Genomic DNA, 15,916 nt, shown 5'->3' with positions numbered 1-15,916 from the left:
CTTTTGTGTCTTTTGTGGTTATTTATCTTCAAAAAGATGTTTTTCAACTCCTTCCATTTCGCTATTTTTCTACCTGTAGTTTTTATTTTGTATTGGTTTGTATTCAATAAATCAAGAAGTTATCAAAACTATTTACTGATTGCAGCGAGTTATTATTTCTACTCCTGTTGGGATTGGCGGTTTTTATTTCTATTGGTTTTTTCAACTTTATTAGATTATTTTTCGGCCATTCAAATTGAAAACAGTAGTAATGACAAACTCAGAAAAATGTGGCTTTGGCTGTGCATTTCTATCAATTTAGGATTTCTTGGCATTTTTAAATACTACAACTTTTTCGCTTCATCGTTTGCCGAATTGTTACAATCGTTTGGAATTGCAGCAAGTCCGATTCTATTGAAATTAATTCTGCCAGTCGGAATATCATTTTACACCTTTCACGGGTTATCATACATCATCGACATTTATTACAAACGCATCAAATCGGAGAAAAACTTCATTGATTATTCGCTGTTTGTAAGCTATTTTCCATTGTTAGTTGCTGGCCCAATTGAACGTGCAACGCATCTTTTACCACAAGTCAAAGTCAAAAGAGAGTTTAATTTTGACAAAGCCAAAGAAGGAATTTACCAAATAATTTGGGGTTTGGTAAAGAAAGTTGTCATTGCCGATTCCTGCGCTGTTTATGCCAATGAAATTTTTAATCATTATCCGACAATGAATTCGTTATCGTTAGTTTTGGGTGCAATTTATTTTGCATTTCAAATCTATGGAGATTTTTCTGGCTATTCGGATATTGCCTTGGGAACCTCCAAATTATTCGGAATTGATTTACTGAAAAACTTCAATTATCCTTATTTTTCAAGAGACATTGCCGAGTTTTGGCGACGTTGGCACATTTCACTATCGTCATGGTTTCGTGATTATTTATACATTCCGCTTGGCGGTAGCAAGGGAACTAAATTGTTCCAAATTAGAAACACGTTCATCATCTTTATAGTAAGCGGATTTTGGCATGGCGCCAACTTAACTTATGTGGCTTGGGGTTTCATAAACGCTTTGTATTTTCTTCCACTTTTGGTGTTAAACCGAAACAGAAAAAATGTAGATGATTTTTCGTTAGGATTTAATTTTGAATCGATTCGAACGATAGTAAACATTTTAATGACATTTTCAATTACGTGTTTTGCTTGGATATTTTTTAGATCCAAAACCATTCACGACGCCATAAGTTACATCAAAAGAATGTTTGAAAACCTCGATTTTTCAACGCAATATTTTAGTATTGAACGATACAATTATGAGTTAATTTCGATGGTTGTTATTTTCGCCATTGTTGAATGGAACAACCGTAAGAAAATCGAACCTATTTCGGGTAAATACAGTTGGTTAAAGTTAGGACTTTGTTTAGCAGCAATTTTAGCTTTAGGCGTTTTTTCAGATTACAAAGAATTTATTTATTTCCAATTCTAATGAAGCAATTTGTACAATTTATCGGAAAAATTTTAGTGCTTTTGCTTCTGACTTTGGTACTTCTTGACGCATTGTATACTTTGGTTTACAAGCAATCCAACGAACGAACAAAGATTGATTATTTATACAATTCTAAAGACCAAAATTATGATGTAGTTTTCTTGGGTTCGTCACGAGTTAATAATCATTTTGTTCCACAAATATTTAAAGAAAACGGTTATAAAACGTTCAATTTCGGATTGACTCGTTCACGATTAGAAGAATCGGCATTGATGTTAAAACTAATGGTGGAACGCAATTACAAAATCAAAAATCTAATTCTTCAAGTCGATTTAAACATCAATACCAACGATCATTCGGAAGCCATTCGTTCATTGTTTATGCCCTACATTCATCAATCGGAAACTATCCGAAATCATTACAAAAACATTGAGGAGTACAATGAGTTACTGTATATTCCGTTTTATCGCTATATGAATTATGATGCTCGAATTGGTTTTAGAGAAATGTATCAAACGGCAATTCACAAAAAAACAAATGCTTTGGATAATGACGGATTTTATCCTCTTACAACTAATCAAAACCCACTAATTCCTGCCGATTTAACTAAATACAGGCCGAAAAGGAATAAATCTTATGACGAAATTAAGAATATCTGTCGAAAAAATAATATAAATTTGATTGCAATCACAACTCCAATATGTTCAAATACAATTAACAGAGCTTATTTCAAACAAATAAAACTAGTTTATCCTGAAATACGTAATTTTGAAGATGCTGTTACCGAAGACAAGTATTTTGCAAGTTGCGGTCACATGAACAAAGCTGGAGCAATAAAATTTACGAAAGTAGTTTTTGACGCTTATTTTAAACCTAAAAAGAATTGAAAAAATTAGTTTACCTACTGTTTTTATTCGCATTAAATGTTGTTGCGCAACATCAATCCAAATTGACAGTTGAATTGAATTCAGAAACTAAAATTCTTAATGTCTTTCAGGAATTAACTTATTATAATCAATCCAACGACACTTTATCAATACTAATTTTAAACGATTGGAACCACGCTTATTCCGATAAAAATTCGCCTTTAGGAAAACGATTTTCTGATGAATTTGTTCGTAATTTTCATTTAGCACCAGAGAAAGAACGAGGTTTTACCAATAATGTTACGGTTTTTGAAAACGATAAAACATTTTTAAACTGTGAACGGTTGCCTAATCATCTGGATCTAATCGCAATTCGATTAAAAAACAAACTGCTACCACAGCAAAAATTGGTTCTGAATATATCCTATTTTATAAAAATTCCAAGTGAAAAATTTACAAAATATGGGTATGATATCAATGGAAACATTTATTTAAAGAACTGGTTTTTAATTCCTGCTCGCTATGAAAATGGAGGGTTTGTAAAATACAGCAATGCCAATTTAGATGATGAAGCGAATGCCTTATCGGACTATGAAATTGAATTTAAAAATAGTGTTAATTATAAAATAGCAACCGATTTAGACGAAGTTTCTGATGGCGTTTTTTCAGGTAAAAATCGATTGAATTTTAGCATTTATCTCGAACCCAAATCCTCTTTTGTACATTTTAAAAATGATGAAATTGAAGTACTATCGAATATTAAAGATACCAAACTTTCAGACATACAAAAGTCGTTGCTAATTGACAAAGTCACCAAATATGTTAGCCAAAATATAGGTAGTTTTCCATTTAAAAAAATTACGGTTTCGCAGACTGATTATGAAAAAAATCCGTTTTATGGTTTAAATCAATTACCAAGTTTTATCAGTCCTTTTTCGGATGAATTTATTTATGAAATAAAATTTTTGAAAACCTATTTGAACAACTATTTAAAAAATACTTTACAAATAGATAATCGAAAAGACAATTGGATTCTTGACGGAATTCAAATATATACCATGATGAAATACATTGACGAATATTATCCCAACGAAAAAATGATGGGTAATGTTTCTAAAATAAAACTGCTTCGTGGATACAACTTGGTTTCGTTAGATTTTAATGAGCAATACAGCTATTTTTATATGTTGATGGCTCGAAAAAATTTAGATCAACCACTTGGCGATTCTAAAAGTTCTTTGATTAAATTTAATGAAAAAATTGCCTCTAAATACCGTGCTGGATTGAGTTTGAAATACCTCGATAATTATTTAGAAAAAAATAGTGTATCAAAAAGTATCCAATCATTTTATGAATTAAACAAACAAAAGCAAACGTCTAGGACAGATTTTGAAAAGATAATCACCCAAAATGCTACCAAAAATATAGATTGGTACTTCAAAACTATTATTGATTCTAAAGACATTATAGATTACAAATTTGACAAATTTACCAAAACCAAAGACACTGTTTTATTTTCATTAAATAATAAGACCGAAGTAAATGTTCCTATTTCAATTTACGGAATTAAGGGCAAAAATGTAGTGTCCAAAATATGGATAGATCAAGTTAAAAAAGACAGCGTTTATGCCATTGCGAGAAATGGTGCCGACAAAATTGTCATAAATTATAAAAATGAAGTACCCGAATTTAATCTTCGTAACAATTGGCAATCGCTAAAACCATTCAGAATAAGTAATAAACCGGTCAAGTTTAACTTTATGAAAGATTTAGAAGATCCTTATTACAATCAAATATTGTATGTTCCTTCGCTCGAATTTAATATTTATGACGGTTTACTTATTGGGATGCGCTTTCACAACAAAACTATTTTAGACAAGCCGTTTAATTTCGATTTCAATCCATCCTACTCGTCCAATACGCAATCGCTATCTGGATCGGCTTCGATTGCTGTAAATCAAAATTATCGCGAGAGTAGATTGTATAACATTCGGTATTCTTTAACTTCATCACTATTTCATTACGCGCCAGATGCCATTTATACACGATTTAATCCGACAATTTTACTACGATTTAGACCCGAAAATTTAAGAGACAATCGGAAACAATCACTTCTATTTAGACAAGTAATTGTAAATCAAGAAAAATCGGCTTTTGTAACCAGTGAAACCGAAAATTATTCTGTTTTTAATGCAAAATATTTTAACACCAAAACCGAGTTAACCAATCATTTAAATTTTTCTGGAGATTTTCAAGCAGCAAGTAAATTTGGAAAAATTGCAGCCGAAATAGAGTATCGCAAGCTATTCAACAACAACCGTCGCATCAATTTAAGGTTGTATGCAGGAACATTTTTATACAATAAAACAAATTCTGATTTTTTCAGCTTCGGATTGGATCGACCAACCGATTATTTATTTGATTACAAATACCTTGGTAGATCTGAAAACTCTGGTTTGTTTAGCCAACAAATAATTATTGCTGAAGGCGGATTTAAATCAATTTTAGACAATCGTTTTGCCAATCAATACATTACAACACTCAATGCTGGAGTTAATATTTGGAATTGGATTGAAGCATATGGTGACATTGGAATTATTAAAAATAAAGGTTCTCAAGAACAATTCGTCTACGATAGTGGTATTCGATTGAACTTAGTAACCGACTATTTCGAACTTTATTTTCCTGTTCATTCCAATAATGGTTGGGAAATTTCGCAACCTAATTATGGTCAAAAAATACGATTTATTGTTACCTTTAGTCCGCAAACCTTAATTAATCTTTTTACAAGAAAATGGTTTTAAGTGCTCACTTAATCTTCTATTTTTAACAAATAACTCAATATTATGCCTTTTTACTATTAATAATTTATTTTATTTAAATAATTGCATTCAATAATTATTAATAATTTAATTTAATTTTCTGCAAAGATTTGCAATTGGAATCGTTTTTTATTAAATTTGTTTTTTAAAGAATTCTTTTCAATTATGACTGAAACACAAAACAAAGTTGAAATTACTTTTGAAGATTTCAAAGCCGAAGTGCTAAACGACTACAAGATTGCCTCTACAAGTCGGGAATGTAGCCTTCTGGGAAGACGTGAAGTACTTACTGGAAAAGCTAAATTTGGAATTTTTGGCGACGGAAAAGAAATACCACAATTGGCGATGGCTAAAGCTTTCAAAAACGGTGATTTTCGATCAGGATATTACCGCGACCAAACCTTTATGATGGCTATTGGCGCTTTAAATATCGAACAGTTTTTTGCCGGTTTGTACGGTCATACCGATTTGAATTTTGATCCAATGAGTGCCGGCCGACAAATGGGCGGACATTTTGCTACACATTCGCTTGACGAAAAAGGAAATTGGAATAATTTAACTCAACAAAAAAATTCAAGTGCAGATATTTCTCCAACGGCAGGACAAATGCCTCGATTATTAGGTTTAGCACAAGCTTCTAAAATTTTTAGAAATGTAAAAGGTTTAGAAGATAAAACCAATTTTTCTATAAAAGGGAACGAAATTGCTTGGGGAACAATTGGAAATGCCTCTACATCAGAAGGATTGTTTTTTGAAACAATAAATGCTGCAGGCGTATTACAAGTTCCAATGGTAATGAGCGTTTGGGACGATGAATATGGAATTTCAGTTCATGCTAGACATCAAACTACAAAGGAAAATATATCTGAAATCTTAAAAGGATTTCAACGTGATGAAGACAATAAAGGATACGAAATTTTTACTGTAAACGGTTGGGATTATCCAACTTTGATTGCAACATATGAAAAAGCTGCGGTTATTGCTCGTGAAGAACATGTTCCTGTTTTAATACACGTTCGTGAACTAACACAACCGCAAGGACATTCAACTTCTGGAAGTCATGAGCGCTATAAAAATGAAGAACGACTTGCTTGGGAAACCGAATTTGATTGTTTAAACCAAATGCGAAAATGGTTAATCGAAAACAACTTGGCTTCTGCCGAAGAACTAGATTCGATTGATAATCAAGCGAAAAAAGAAGTTCTTGAAGGGAAAAAAGCCGCTTGGCAAGCTTTTACAAATCCGACCAAAGAAGAGCAAAAAGAATTAGTACAACTATTAAATTCAATTGCTTCACAGAGTGAAAATAAAATTTTTATTGAAAAAATTGCAAATGATTTAGCTGCAACTAAAGAGCCAATTCGAAAAGAAATTTTAACCGCAGCTCGTAAAGTCCTTCGAATCATTGTTTCGGAAGATACGAAACCACAACTTGCCAATTGGATCACAAATTATACCAATACAATTCAACCGAAATTTAGTTCTCATTTATTTTCAGAATCAGAAACTAATGTATTTTCAGCAAGTGAGGTAAAACCAACCTATGATGACAATGCCGAGGATGTTGATGCACGCTTGGTTCTAAGAGATAATTTTGATGCGATTTTTTCTAAATATCCAGAAACTTTAGTATTTGGTGAAGATGCCGGAAACATTGGTGATGTTAATCAAGGTTTAGAAGGTATGCAAGAAAAATATGGTGAATTGCGTGTTTCCGATGTAGGAATTCGCGAAGCAACTATTCTTGGTCAAGGAATAGGAATGGCAATGCGAGGATTACGTCCAATAGCTGAAATACAATATCTAGATTACTTGCTTTACGCCATTCAAATTATGAGCGACGATTTGGCAACCTTACAATACCGAACTGCTGGTAGACAAAAAGCTCCAGTAATTATTAGAACTCGTGGACATCGTTTAGAAGGTGTTTGGCATTCAGGTTCGCCAATGGGAATGATTATAAATGCTATTCGTGGTATTCATGTTTTAGTTCCAAGAAATATGACTAAAGCAGCAGGATTTTATAATACGTTATTGCAAACAGACGAACCAGCATTGGTAATTGAATGTTTGAATGGCTACCGATTGAAAGAAAAAATGCCCACAAATCTTGGTGAATTCAAAACTCCAATTGGTGTTGTAGAAACTATAAAAGAAGGAAAAGACATCACGTTGGTTTCTTATGGTTCAACACTAAGGCTGGTAGAACAAGCTACAAAAGAACTTTTAGAAATTGGTATCGATTGTGAAATTATAGACATTCAATCGCTGTTACCATTTGATATTAATCAAGATATTGTTAAGAGTATTGCTAAAACCAACCGTCTTCTTGTTATTGATGAAGATGTTCCAGGTGGTGCTAGCGCGTTTATCTTGCAACAAATTATTGAGGTTCAAAATGGTTACAAACAGTTAGACAGTGCGCCACAAACTTTAGCTGCCAAAGCACACCGACCAGCTTATGGAACTGATGGAGATTATTTTTCTAAACCATCTGTAGAAGATATTTATGAAAAAGTATATTCAATTATGAATGAAGTGCATCCTGAAAAGTATAAAAATTTATACTAAAACAAAAAAGGCTTTTCAAAATCTGAAAAGCCTTTTTTATTAAATCCCAATTTCGACTTGAAATCTCAAATACCAATTGTTTTTCGTTGTGCCATCAATATAATTTAAAGAATCATAAGTTACTTCGCCTTGAACTTTAAATGCGTGTTCCCAAATGTATTTGGTTAAACCCAAGCTGTACTGCTTCGTTTTAGGAGCTAAATTCTCGATATCTTTTCCAACATTTTGAAGCGAATATCTCCCAATTATTTCGTAATTAGAAATAAAATTATAACTCAGTTGATAATCAAAGCCGTTACCAACAAATACATAATTACTTTGTAACGTATCATCAGGATTGAAGGTTATTGCATTTTCAGTAGTGGTTCTTGACATAAAACTAGACATGGCTGCCCAACCATTATATTTGATCATAGCATCCAACAAAACTGATTTCATAGTTCTTGTTTCAAACAAATCGTTTCCAAGTTGTCCTTGCGTTCGTCTAGCATGATTGTTTTGCTGAAATGCACCAGAAAACATGACTTTTGGTTTTTTCTCTCGTACAATATCGCCTTCAAAATAAGTACCATCTTTGGTAAAAGCTCCAAACGGAAACAACTCCACTTTACCTGTAACTGCTACTCCATCATCCGCTTTTTCAGTACTATTTCGTCCTTCTCCCGTGGAAATTGCCGTTTTAAAATTGTATGAAAATTGATCTTTGTACTCGTTTAAATTATGTACTTGAAATCCAAAATCTCTATCAATAGTAAATTTGGCATTATTAATCGTTCGATCTGTTAATTGTAAACCGCCAGAGGAATTCACACGTTGTCGGTTACCTGGTAATTTAGTCTGACCAAAACTGATATTAAAATTTTTGTTAGGACGATAAAAAATCACAGCATCTCTAATAATATTAATGTTCTCACCTTCTCTTATTTCTCCAACATCACCCGGAGCGAAAGACAATTGCAACGCATATAAAAATTTAGGATTTCCTACATAACCATCCAATCGCAATCGCAAACGTCTAATTTGTCCGTCATATCCTCCATTTTCATCTTCATTTTTTATATAGGTTACCCGATTTTGCATTCTGAATCGAATATTTAATTGAAAAATACTATCCGGAGAAGTCATTCCAATGCCTTTTCCAAAATTGTAATAGGGTAAAACCGAAAGCTTTAAATCGTTATCCGTTTTAGTTTGTTTAATTGATACCTGCGCTTTTAATGTCCAAGCACAAGTAAGAAATAATAATAAAATAATTTTTTTCATGAATCGATATGTAGTTAGGTTGCAAATGTAATTTTTTTCCAGAGAACTTAAAATGGTAAGCATCCTATTATTACCTTTGCAAAAAGTAAAAATTATGTCAAATGCCTATTTAGGTTACCATTTTATTATTGAACCTACTGACCCGAGCTCAAGCGAACAGGCGAAGCAATTGTGTTCAGAAATTCTTATTGCCGAATTGGGTGAAAAAGCTTTTGAAAGTTTTATAGAAACTGATAACGGAATATCTGCTTTTGTTCAAAAAGATTTATGGTCTGAAGATATTTTAGAAGATATTTACATACTAACTTCATCGGAATTTACAATAACATACGAAATTGAAGAAATCGAACAAGTAAACTGGAATGAGGAATGGGAAAAAAATTTCGAACCCATTGATGTTGATGGAAAATGTAATGTTCGAGCGCCATTTCATCCAAAAACTGAAGCGGAATTTGACATTGTAATCGAACCAAAAATGAGTTTTGGAACAGGTCATCATGAAACTACACACATGATGATTCAACATTTGCTTGAAGCAGATGTTACCGATAAAAAAACATTGGATATGGGATGCGGAACAGCAATTTTGGCAATTTTGGCGGAAATGAAAGGCGCAAAACCTATTGACGCAATTGATATTGACAATTGGTGTTATTTGAATTCTATTGAAAATGCAGAACGTAATAATTGTAAAGAAATTACAGTTTATGAAGGTGATGCAGCAATATTAGATGGTAAAAAATATGATTTTATTATAGCCAACATCAATCGAAATATACTTTTAAATGATATGAAATCCTATACCGATTGTTTAAACTCAAACGGAGTATTACTTTTAAGCGGATTTTATACAGAAGATATTCCTTTTATAAATGCAAGTTGCGTTGAAAATGGATTAACGTATGTTAAAAAATTTGAAAGAAACAATTGGGTTTCATTGAAATACACAAAAAATAATTAAATTTGCGTTCAATTTTATTCGATTAATAATGAGTACAATAGAAAAAATACAAGAAGATGTTTCTGTTTTAGAACAAGTTGGGGTAAATAACGAAATTGTTCTTTTTAACGATGATGTAAATACATTTGACCATGTCATTGAAACGTTAATACAAGTTTGCAAACACACTTCAGAACAAGCTGAACAATGTGCTATTTTAGTTCATTATAAAGGAAAATGTACCGTAAAGACTGGTCATATTGACGAATTAAAACCACAATGTACTTCGCTTCTAGAAGCAGGTTTGAGTGCAGAAATTATTTAACAAATGACTCATAATAAAAAATGCTCTAAACGTAATTGTTTAGAGCATTTTTTTATTTGTAAGAGAAAATTAATTTGCTCTTTTAAGAACGGTTACGTCTGTAAATGTTTCTCCTCCTTCTGTATAAGTTTCATAAACTTTTAAAGTTGAACCATCTAGTTGTTTTATTTCAACTTCACCAAAACTTGTTGTTAAGGTATTCCCTGATTTTACATATTCACCACTTGAAGTGAATACTGAACAACCTGTATCATAAGTTGCGCTATCAAAGGTATTATCAGAATTGAAAGTAATATTATCTTTAGCACAACCTGCTTGATGCTCGTACAAAAATAATTCTTCGGTTGATCCAATTCTTTCACCTTCTTTAAAAAATTCCCATTTTCCTACAATGTTTCCAGATGTAGATGGTCCGTCATCGTCTTTACTACAAGATGGTAATAAAAATGATAGTGTAAGCATTAAAATAATTGAATTTGTAATTTTTCTCATTTTGTTTTGTTATTTAGATTAGATTGCAATGATACAAAAAAAATTTAATGAGGAAGCTTATCTTTCAAAACTCCATAAATAAAAGTTCCAAGTAATGCTCCAATCAAAATAATTCCAACACTTAAAAAACCGGAACCTAAAAGAATAAAAATTGGTCCTGGGCAAGCGCCAACCAAAGCCCATCCAAGTCCAAAAAACAATCCACCAATCCAATATCTAAAAGTGCCTTTTTCCTTATCTTGAATCTCTATTGGCAAGCCATTGATGTCCTTGAGATTTTTTCTTTTTATTATTTGTACACCAATTAATCCAGTTGCTATTGCTACCATTATAATTCCGTACATATGAAAAGAATCAAACTGAAACATTTCATAAATTCGATACCATGAAACGGCTTCCGATTTAGTTAATACTATTCCGAAGACAAAACCTACTAGTAAATATTTAAATAAATTCATAATTAAAATAATAAAGGAAAAATAAAATGCGCCATTAACAATCCACCTATAAAAAAGCCAATAACTGCTTTCAAAGAGGGTACTTGTAAATTACTTAAACCTGAAATAGCATGACCAGAAGTACAACCACCAGCATAACGAGAACCAAAACCAATTAATATTCCACCTACCAAGAGAATACAAATCACTTTAGGCGATTCAAAAATTGAATTGGCAAACAATGCATTTGGAAGTAATTTTCCGTTTGGTTCATCAATTCCTAAAAGCGCTAATTTCTCAATTGTTTTGGGGCTGATTGCAACATTTGTTATATCGCTCATAAAATGTGATGCTACAAAACCTCCTAATATCGCTCCTATTACAACAATTAAATTCCATTTTTGTGCCTTCCAATCCCAATCAAAAAAAGGGACTGCACGTCCAACACCAGTCATGGAACACAAACTTCTAAGGTTGGACGACATTCCGAAAACTTTTCCGAAATAAATTAGGCAAAGCATTACCATTCCTATTAAAAATCCAGAAACAGACCAATGCCAAGTTTGAGATATAAAATTCATAACTACCTATTAATTATTTTTCACAAAAATAGAAATAGTGGTTTGATATTTGAACAACTATTTACTATTTAATGAAAAATAGTATCTTTAACCAATAATTTAAACAAACATGAAAAAAATAAATTTATTCATTTTTACGTCTTTAATTCTCCTATTTTTCTCCTGTGGCAGTGTAAAATCTACGTTAAAAAATGTTGATAACAATGCTGTAAGACCAGCAATAAAAGAGGGTCATTATGTTATTACAGAATACAGTAAAGATGCTAAATATGGTTATGACAAAGACTATCCTATAAATCTTGGGTTTGATAATGAGAAGTTTGGATCTCGCAGTATTGATTATTTTTTTAATGCATTAACAGGATTGGATGGAGAAAAATTAACCTACATAAAAACTGAGAGCTGTTGTCCTTTTCCAACTAAACGAAGTGTCATGGGTGGCGGAATACTTGATTTACATGAAGTAACCTTTCAAGGTAAAAACAAGAAAGTAATCTTGTACTTTAATATTTATGATAAAGGTAAAATTATGTGTCCAAATGGTTTTTTAATAAAAAAATAGCATTTACATAACTTAAGTTGTAACTTTAACACAATACTAAACCTTCTAATACATTCATTAGAAGGTTTTTCTTATTATATTTGCGAAGCAAAAAAAATAATCATTATGAACATAAATACTATACCACAAATCAAGCACATTGATAGTGGAAATTTTTTCTTATTAGCCGGACCTTGTGCTATTGAAGGTGAAGAAATGGCTTTAAAAATTGCCGAAAAATTAGTTTCTATTACTGATAAATTACAAATTCCTTACGTATTTAAAGGTTCTTTCAAAAAAGCAAACCGTTCAAGAATTGATAGCTTTTCTGGAATTGGAGATGAAAAAGCATTAAAAATTCTAAGAAAAGTTTCTGAGACTTTTCACATACCAACGGTTACAGATATTCATACAAATGAAGATGCTGCGATGGCTGCAGAATATGTTGATGTATTGCAAATTCCAGCTTTTTTAGTTCGCCAAACAGATTTAGTAGTTGCTGCAGCAAATACAGGAAAAGTTGTCAATCTAAAAAAAGGACAATTTATGAGTCCAGAAAGCATGAAACATGCAGTTCAAAAAGTTTTAGATTGCAATAATGAAAAAGTAATGGTTACCGATAGAGGTACCATGTTTGGATATCAAGACATGATTGTTGATTTTAGAGGAATTCCAACAATGCAAAATTATGCTACAACTGTTTTAGACGTAACACATTCTTTACAACAACCAAATCAAACTGCTGGTGTAACTGGTGGAAGACCTGATATGATTGAAACAGTTGCCAAAGCTGGAATCGCTGTTGGAGTAGATGGAATTTTTATTGAAACACATTTTGATCCTGCAAATGCTAAAAGTGACGGGGCTAATATGTTACATCTTGACTACTTTGAAGATTTAATGACCAAATTGGTAGCAATTAGAAAAACCATAAATCAATTTTAACTTCAAATAATGTCTATAAAACCATCTTTTAATTCTATACTTTTTTTAATCACTTTTCAATTCGCTGTAGCACAAGAAAATATAGTTTCAGAAAAGTTTACGTCACACAATAAAGGTAAATTTTTCTTTTTTTGGGGAGGAAATAGAGAGAGCTTTACCAAATCTGATATTCATTTTAAAGGTTCCAATTATGACTTTACAATTCATGATGTTGTAGCAAATGATAAGCCAAAAGGATGGCATTTAGATTATATAAATCCATCGAGAATGACAATACCGCAAACTAACTTTCGTATGGGGTATTATATCAACGATCATTACAACATAGCAATTGGAGTAGATCACATGAAATATGTAATGCAACAAAACCAAACTGCTAATGTAACAGGAGTAGTAAACCTTCCTACTTCAGAAGTTGGTTCTAGCAATAATGGTACGTACAATAATACACCTGTTAATTTTACAGATGAAAATTTTCTAACATTTGAACACACAGATGGATTAAATTATGTTCATACTGAATTTTCAAGAGTTGATGATTTTTCAAAACTTTTCAAAATTTATAATACTGATAAGTTTCAGATAAATTTAACTGAAGGGATTGGAGCTGGGATTTTATTTCCTAAAACCAATGCAAAATTATTAGGAAAAGAGCGACATGATGATTTTCATGTCTCAGGATATGGAGTTTCTGCCAAAGTCGGATTAAACTTTACATTTTTTAAATATTTCTTTTTACAAGCTGAATTAAAAGGCGGATACATTAATATGAGTGACATTAGAACTACAGCAAATTCAACTGATACAGCGCAACAAGAATTCTTTTTTCTTCAAAGAATAATAGCCTTAGGAGGAATTTTTAAATTATAATTACACTTTTTCCTTTTTTTTTTCTATTTTTGATAACATTATTTCAATTTAACATCAACCAAACTATATTTTTAACATTTATGAAAAAAATTACTTTAGTATTAGTTTTTTCATTTCTTTCATTTTTTGGCTTTTCTCAGGGATTGCCATTAGAAGGATTTGAAAATACGATTGGTCCAGATTTACCTTCTCCAACCACTCCTACGGATTGGACTTTAGGATCTGGAACACCAGGAAATCAATGGGCAGTATTTGATAACGGTATTGGACTCACCAAGCGTTGGGATATTGTAACTGCACCAGCCAATGTTTATGCAGGAACCAATTCTACATTTATTGATGTTGAGAATATCAATGCCAATAACACTTCAGAAGATTACTTGGCAACGCCACTGATCACCGTTCCGACTAATGGTCAATTACGATTTTGGACACGAACAGGTTCTAACGGAGATCAAGGTTCTATTTTTCAAATTAAAGTAGCACCTGTTACAGGAACTCAAATTAACCCTGCTGATTATACCTTAATACAACAATGGACGGAAACTTCCCTTACAACAGCATTCAATACTTATGAAGAGAAAGTTGTTAGTTTGAATGCCTTTGCAGGACAACAAGTATATGTAGCTTTTGTTAGAGTTTTCGCTCAGCCTACTCCAGCTTTAGGAGGTGACAGATGGTTTATTGACAATGTTCAAATTATACAGCAGTGTTTAAATCCAACTGGTTTAACAGCTACAGCAGTTACTTTTAATGGCGCAAGTTTATCTTGGACTAGTCCAGGAGTAACTTCATGGGAAATTGAAGTTTTACCAGCAGCCAATGTACCAACAGGAGTTGGAGTGCCATATAGTGGTGCTTTACCTTATGTTGTAACGAATTTATTACCAAATACAAATTATCAATTTTTTGTACGATCAGTTTGTGCTCCAGGAAATCCGAGTGGATGGGCAGGTCCAATTAACTTTACCACAACAACAGCACCGCCTGTTTGTGGAGGTAACTTTGTTGATGCCGCTGGTCCAACTACAAACTACGCCAACAATAGCGACTCAACAGTAACTATTTGCCCTACAACACCAGGCGATCAAGTTACCGTTACTTTTACAGCTTTTAATACAGAAGCAAACTGGGATGCCTTATACGTTTTTAATGGTAACTCAATTACTGCACCACAAATAGCAAGTGCCAATCCAGCAGCAAACGTACCTGGAGGATTAGCAGGAGGATATTGGGGAACTGTAATACCAGGTCCATTTACCTCTACAAGTCCTGACGGATGTTTGACTTTTAGATTTAGAAGTGATGGTTCGGTAAACAATCCAGGATGGATAGCCAATGTAACTTGTGCACCACCTCCAACATGTACCAAACCAACCAATCTTGTTGCTTCAGGCGCCACAGCTACCACGGTAAATTTAGCGTGGACACAACTACCTAATCCAAACAGTAGCGTTGCTACAACATGGCAAGTATTGGCTTTGCCTTGTGGTTCGCCATTACCAACACCAGCATCTACTGGATTTATAACAGCCTCTACAAATCCATTCGTATATACAGGATTGACAGCTGATACGTGTTATAATTTTTATGTAAGAGCAGTATGTTCTCCAACAGAAACAAGCGATTGGTCTGTAGGAGCAACAGCAACTACTCAAATAACACCACCGGTATGTGGAGGAACTTTCACAGATCCAGGAGGAGCAAATGCTAATTATGCTAACAACGTAGATAATACAGTAACCATTTGCCCAACTACACCAGGCGATGCCGTTACCGTAACTTTTACATCA

The 15,916-nt window shown here is 32.6% G+C and carries 14 protein-coding genes; 10 read left to right on the top strand and 4 right to left on the bottom strand.

The window, feature by feature from the left end; genetic code table 11:
* Positions 1–36: 36 nt before the first annotated feature.
* The 4 genes from ACZ098_RS13860 (at position 37) to ACZ098_RS13845 (ending at position 7,729) form a co-directional block, all read left to right on the top strand.
* Complete coding sequence (locus ACZ098_RS13860) at positions 37–1,470, top strand: MBOAT family O-acyltransferase (RefSeq protein ID WP_487312357.1); 1,434 nt, start codon at positions 37–39, stop codon at positions 1,468–1,470.
* On the top strand, positions 1,470–2,357 hold the full coding sequence (locus ACZ098_RS13855; protein WP_487312356.1) for a hypothetical protein: 888 nt from the start codon (positions 1,470–1,472) through the stop codon (positions 2,355–2,357). The genes ACZ098_RS13860 and ACZ098_RS13855 overlap by 1 nt, the downstream gene beginning before the upstream one ends.
* On the top strand, positions 2,354–5,140 hold the full coding sequence (locus ACZ098_RS13850) for a gluzincin family metallopeptidase (RefSeq protein ID WP_487312355.1): 2,787 nt from the start codon (positions 2,354–2,356) through the stop codon (positions 5,138–5,140). The genes ACZ098_RS13855 and ACZ098_RS13850 overlap by 4 nt, the downstream gene beginning before the upstream one ends.
* Before the next feature lie 183 nt (positions 5,141–5,323).
* Entirely contained in the window at positions 5,324–7,729 is a 2,406-nt protein-coding gene (locus tag ACZ098_RS13845) for an alpha-ketoacid dehydrogenase subunit alpha/beta (protein WP_487312354.1), read from the top strand.
* A 39-nt stretch (positions 7,730–7,768) separates the two neighbouring features.
* Here the strand turns inward: ACZ098_RS13845 and ACZ098_RS13840 are convergent, their stop codons facing one another.
* Positions 7,769–8,992, bottom strand: a complete 1,224-nt coding sequence (locus tag ACZ098_RS13840; protein ID WP_487312353.1) for a porin — start codon at positions 8,990–8,992, stop codon at positions 7,769–7,771.
* Between the two features lie 94 nt (positions 8,993–9,086).
* On the opposite strand from ACZ098_RS13840, the gene prmA reads away from it, so the two are divergent.
* Together prmA and ACZ098_RS13830 are read left to right on the top strand one after the other, a co-directional pair.
* Positions 9,087–9,953: a 50S ribosomal protein L11 methyltransferase gene (prmA, locus tag ACZ098_RS13835; RefSeq protein WP_487312352.1), complete on the top strand. Its 867-nt coding sequence runs from the start codon at positions 9,087–9,089 to the stop codon at positions 9,951–9,953.
* Positions 9,954–9,981: 28 nt separating this feature from the next.
* Positions 9,982–10,257, top strand: coding sequence for an ATP-dependent Clp protease adaptor ClpS (locus ACZ098_RS13830; protein WP_487312351.1), 276 nt, complete (start codon positions 9,982–9,984; stop codon positions 10,255–10,257).
* A gap of 69 nt (positions 10,258–10,326) precedes the next feature.
* Here the strand turns inward: ACZ098_RS13830 and ACZ098_RS13825 are convergent, their stop codons facing one another.
* Genes ACZ098_RS13825 through ACZ098_RS13815 form a run of 3 tightly spaced genes read right to left on the bottom strand, consistent with a single transcriptional unit; the run spans position 10,327 to position 11,767 of the window.
* Positions 10,327–10,749, bottom strand: coding sequence for a lipocalin family protein (locus tag ACZ098_RS13825; protein WP_487312350.1), 423 nt, complete (start codon positions 10,747–10,749; stop codon positions 10,327–10,329).
* 44 nt (positions 10,750–10,793) lie between these two features.
* Positions 10,794–11,207: a DUF6691 family protein gene (locus ACZ098_RS13820; RefSeq protein WP_487312349.1), complete on the bottom strand. Its 414-nt coding sequence runs from the start codon at positions 11,205–11,207 to the stop codon at positions 10,794–10,796.
* A gap of 2 nt (positions 11,208–11,209) precedes the next feature.
* Complete coding sequence (locus tag ACZ098_RS13815; protein ID WP_487312348.1) at positions 11,210–11,767, bottom strand: YeeE/YedE family protein; 558 nt, start codon at positions 11,765–11,767, stop codon at positions 11,210–11,212.
* 109 nt (positions 11,768–11,876) lie between these two features.
* Between ACZ098_RS13815 and ACZ098_RS13810 the strand changes: the two genes are divergently transcribed.
* From ACZ098_RS13810 to ACZ098_RS13795, 4 genes are all read left to right on the top strand, one after another.
* Positions 11,877–12,329 (top strand): 2-dehydro-3-deoxyphosphooctonate aldolase, encoded by a 453-nt coding sequence (locus ACZ098_RS13810; protein ID WP_487312347.1) that lies wholly within the window; start codon positions 11,877–11,879, stop codon positions 12,327–12,329.
* Positions 12,330–12,434: 105 nt separating this feature from the next.
* On the top strand, positions 12,435–13,253 hold the full coding sequence (gene kdsA, locus ACZ098_RS13805) for a 3-deoxy-8-phosphooctulonate synthase (RefSeq protein WP_487312346.1): 819 nt from the start codon (positions 12,435–12,437) through the stop codon (positions 13,251–13,253).
* 9 nt (positions 13,254–13,262) lie between these two features.
* Positions 13,263–14,123 carry a hypothetical protein gene (locus ACZ098_RS13800; RefSeq protein ID WP_487312345.1) on the top strand — a complete coding sequence of 287 codons (861 nt, stop codon included), beginning with the start codon at positions 13,263–13,265 and terminating at the stop codon, positions 14,121–14,123.
* Between the two features lie 80 nt (positions 14,124–14,203).
* Positions 14,204–15,916, top strand: a 1,713-nt coding sequence (locus tag ACZ098_RS13795) for a fibronectin type III domain-containing protein (protein WP_487312344.1), incomplete at its 3' end; no start/stop codon positions are given.

It is taken from the genome of Flavobacterium sp. SP2, from assembly GCF_057626655.1.
The sequence above is the reverse complement of the archived record's forward strand: the minus strand, read 5'-3'. Positions and strand labels throughout refer to the sequence as shown.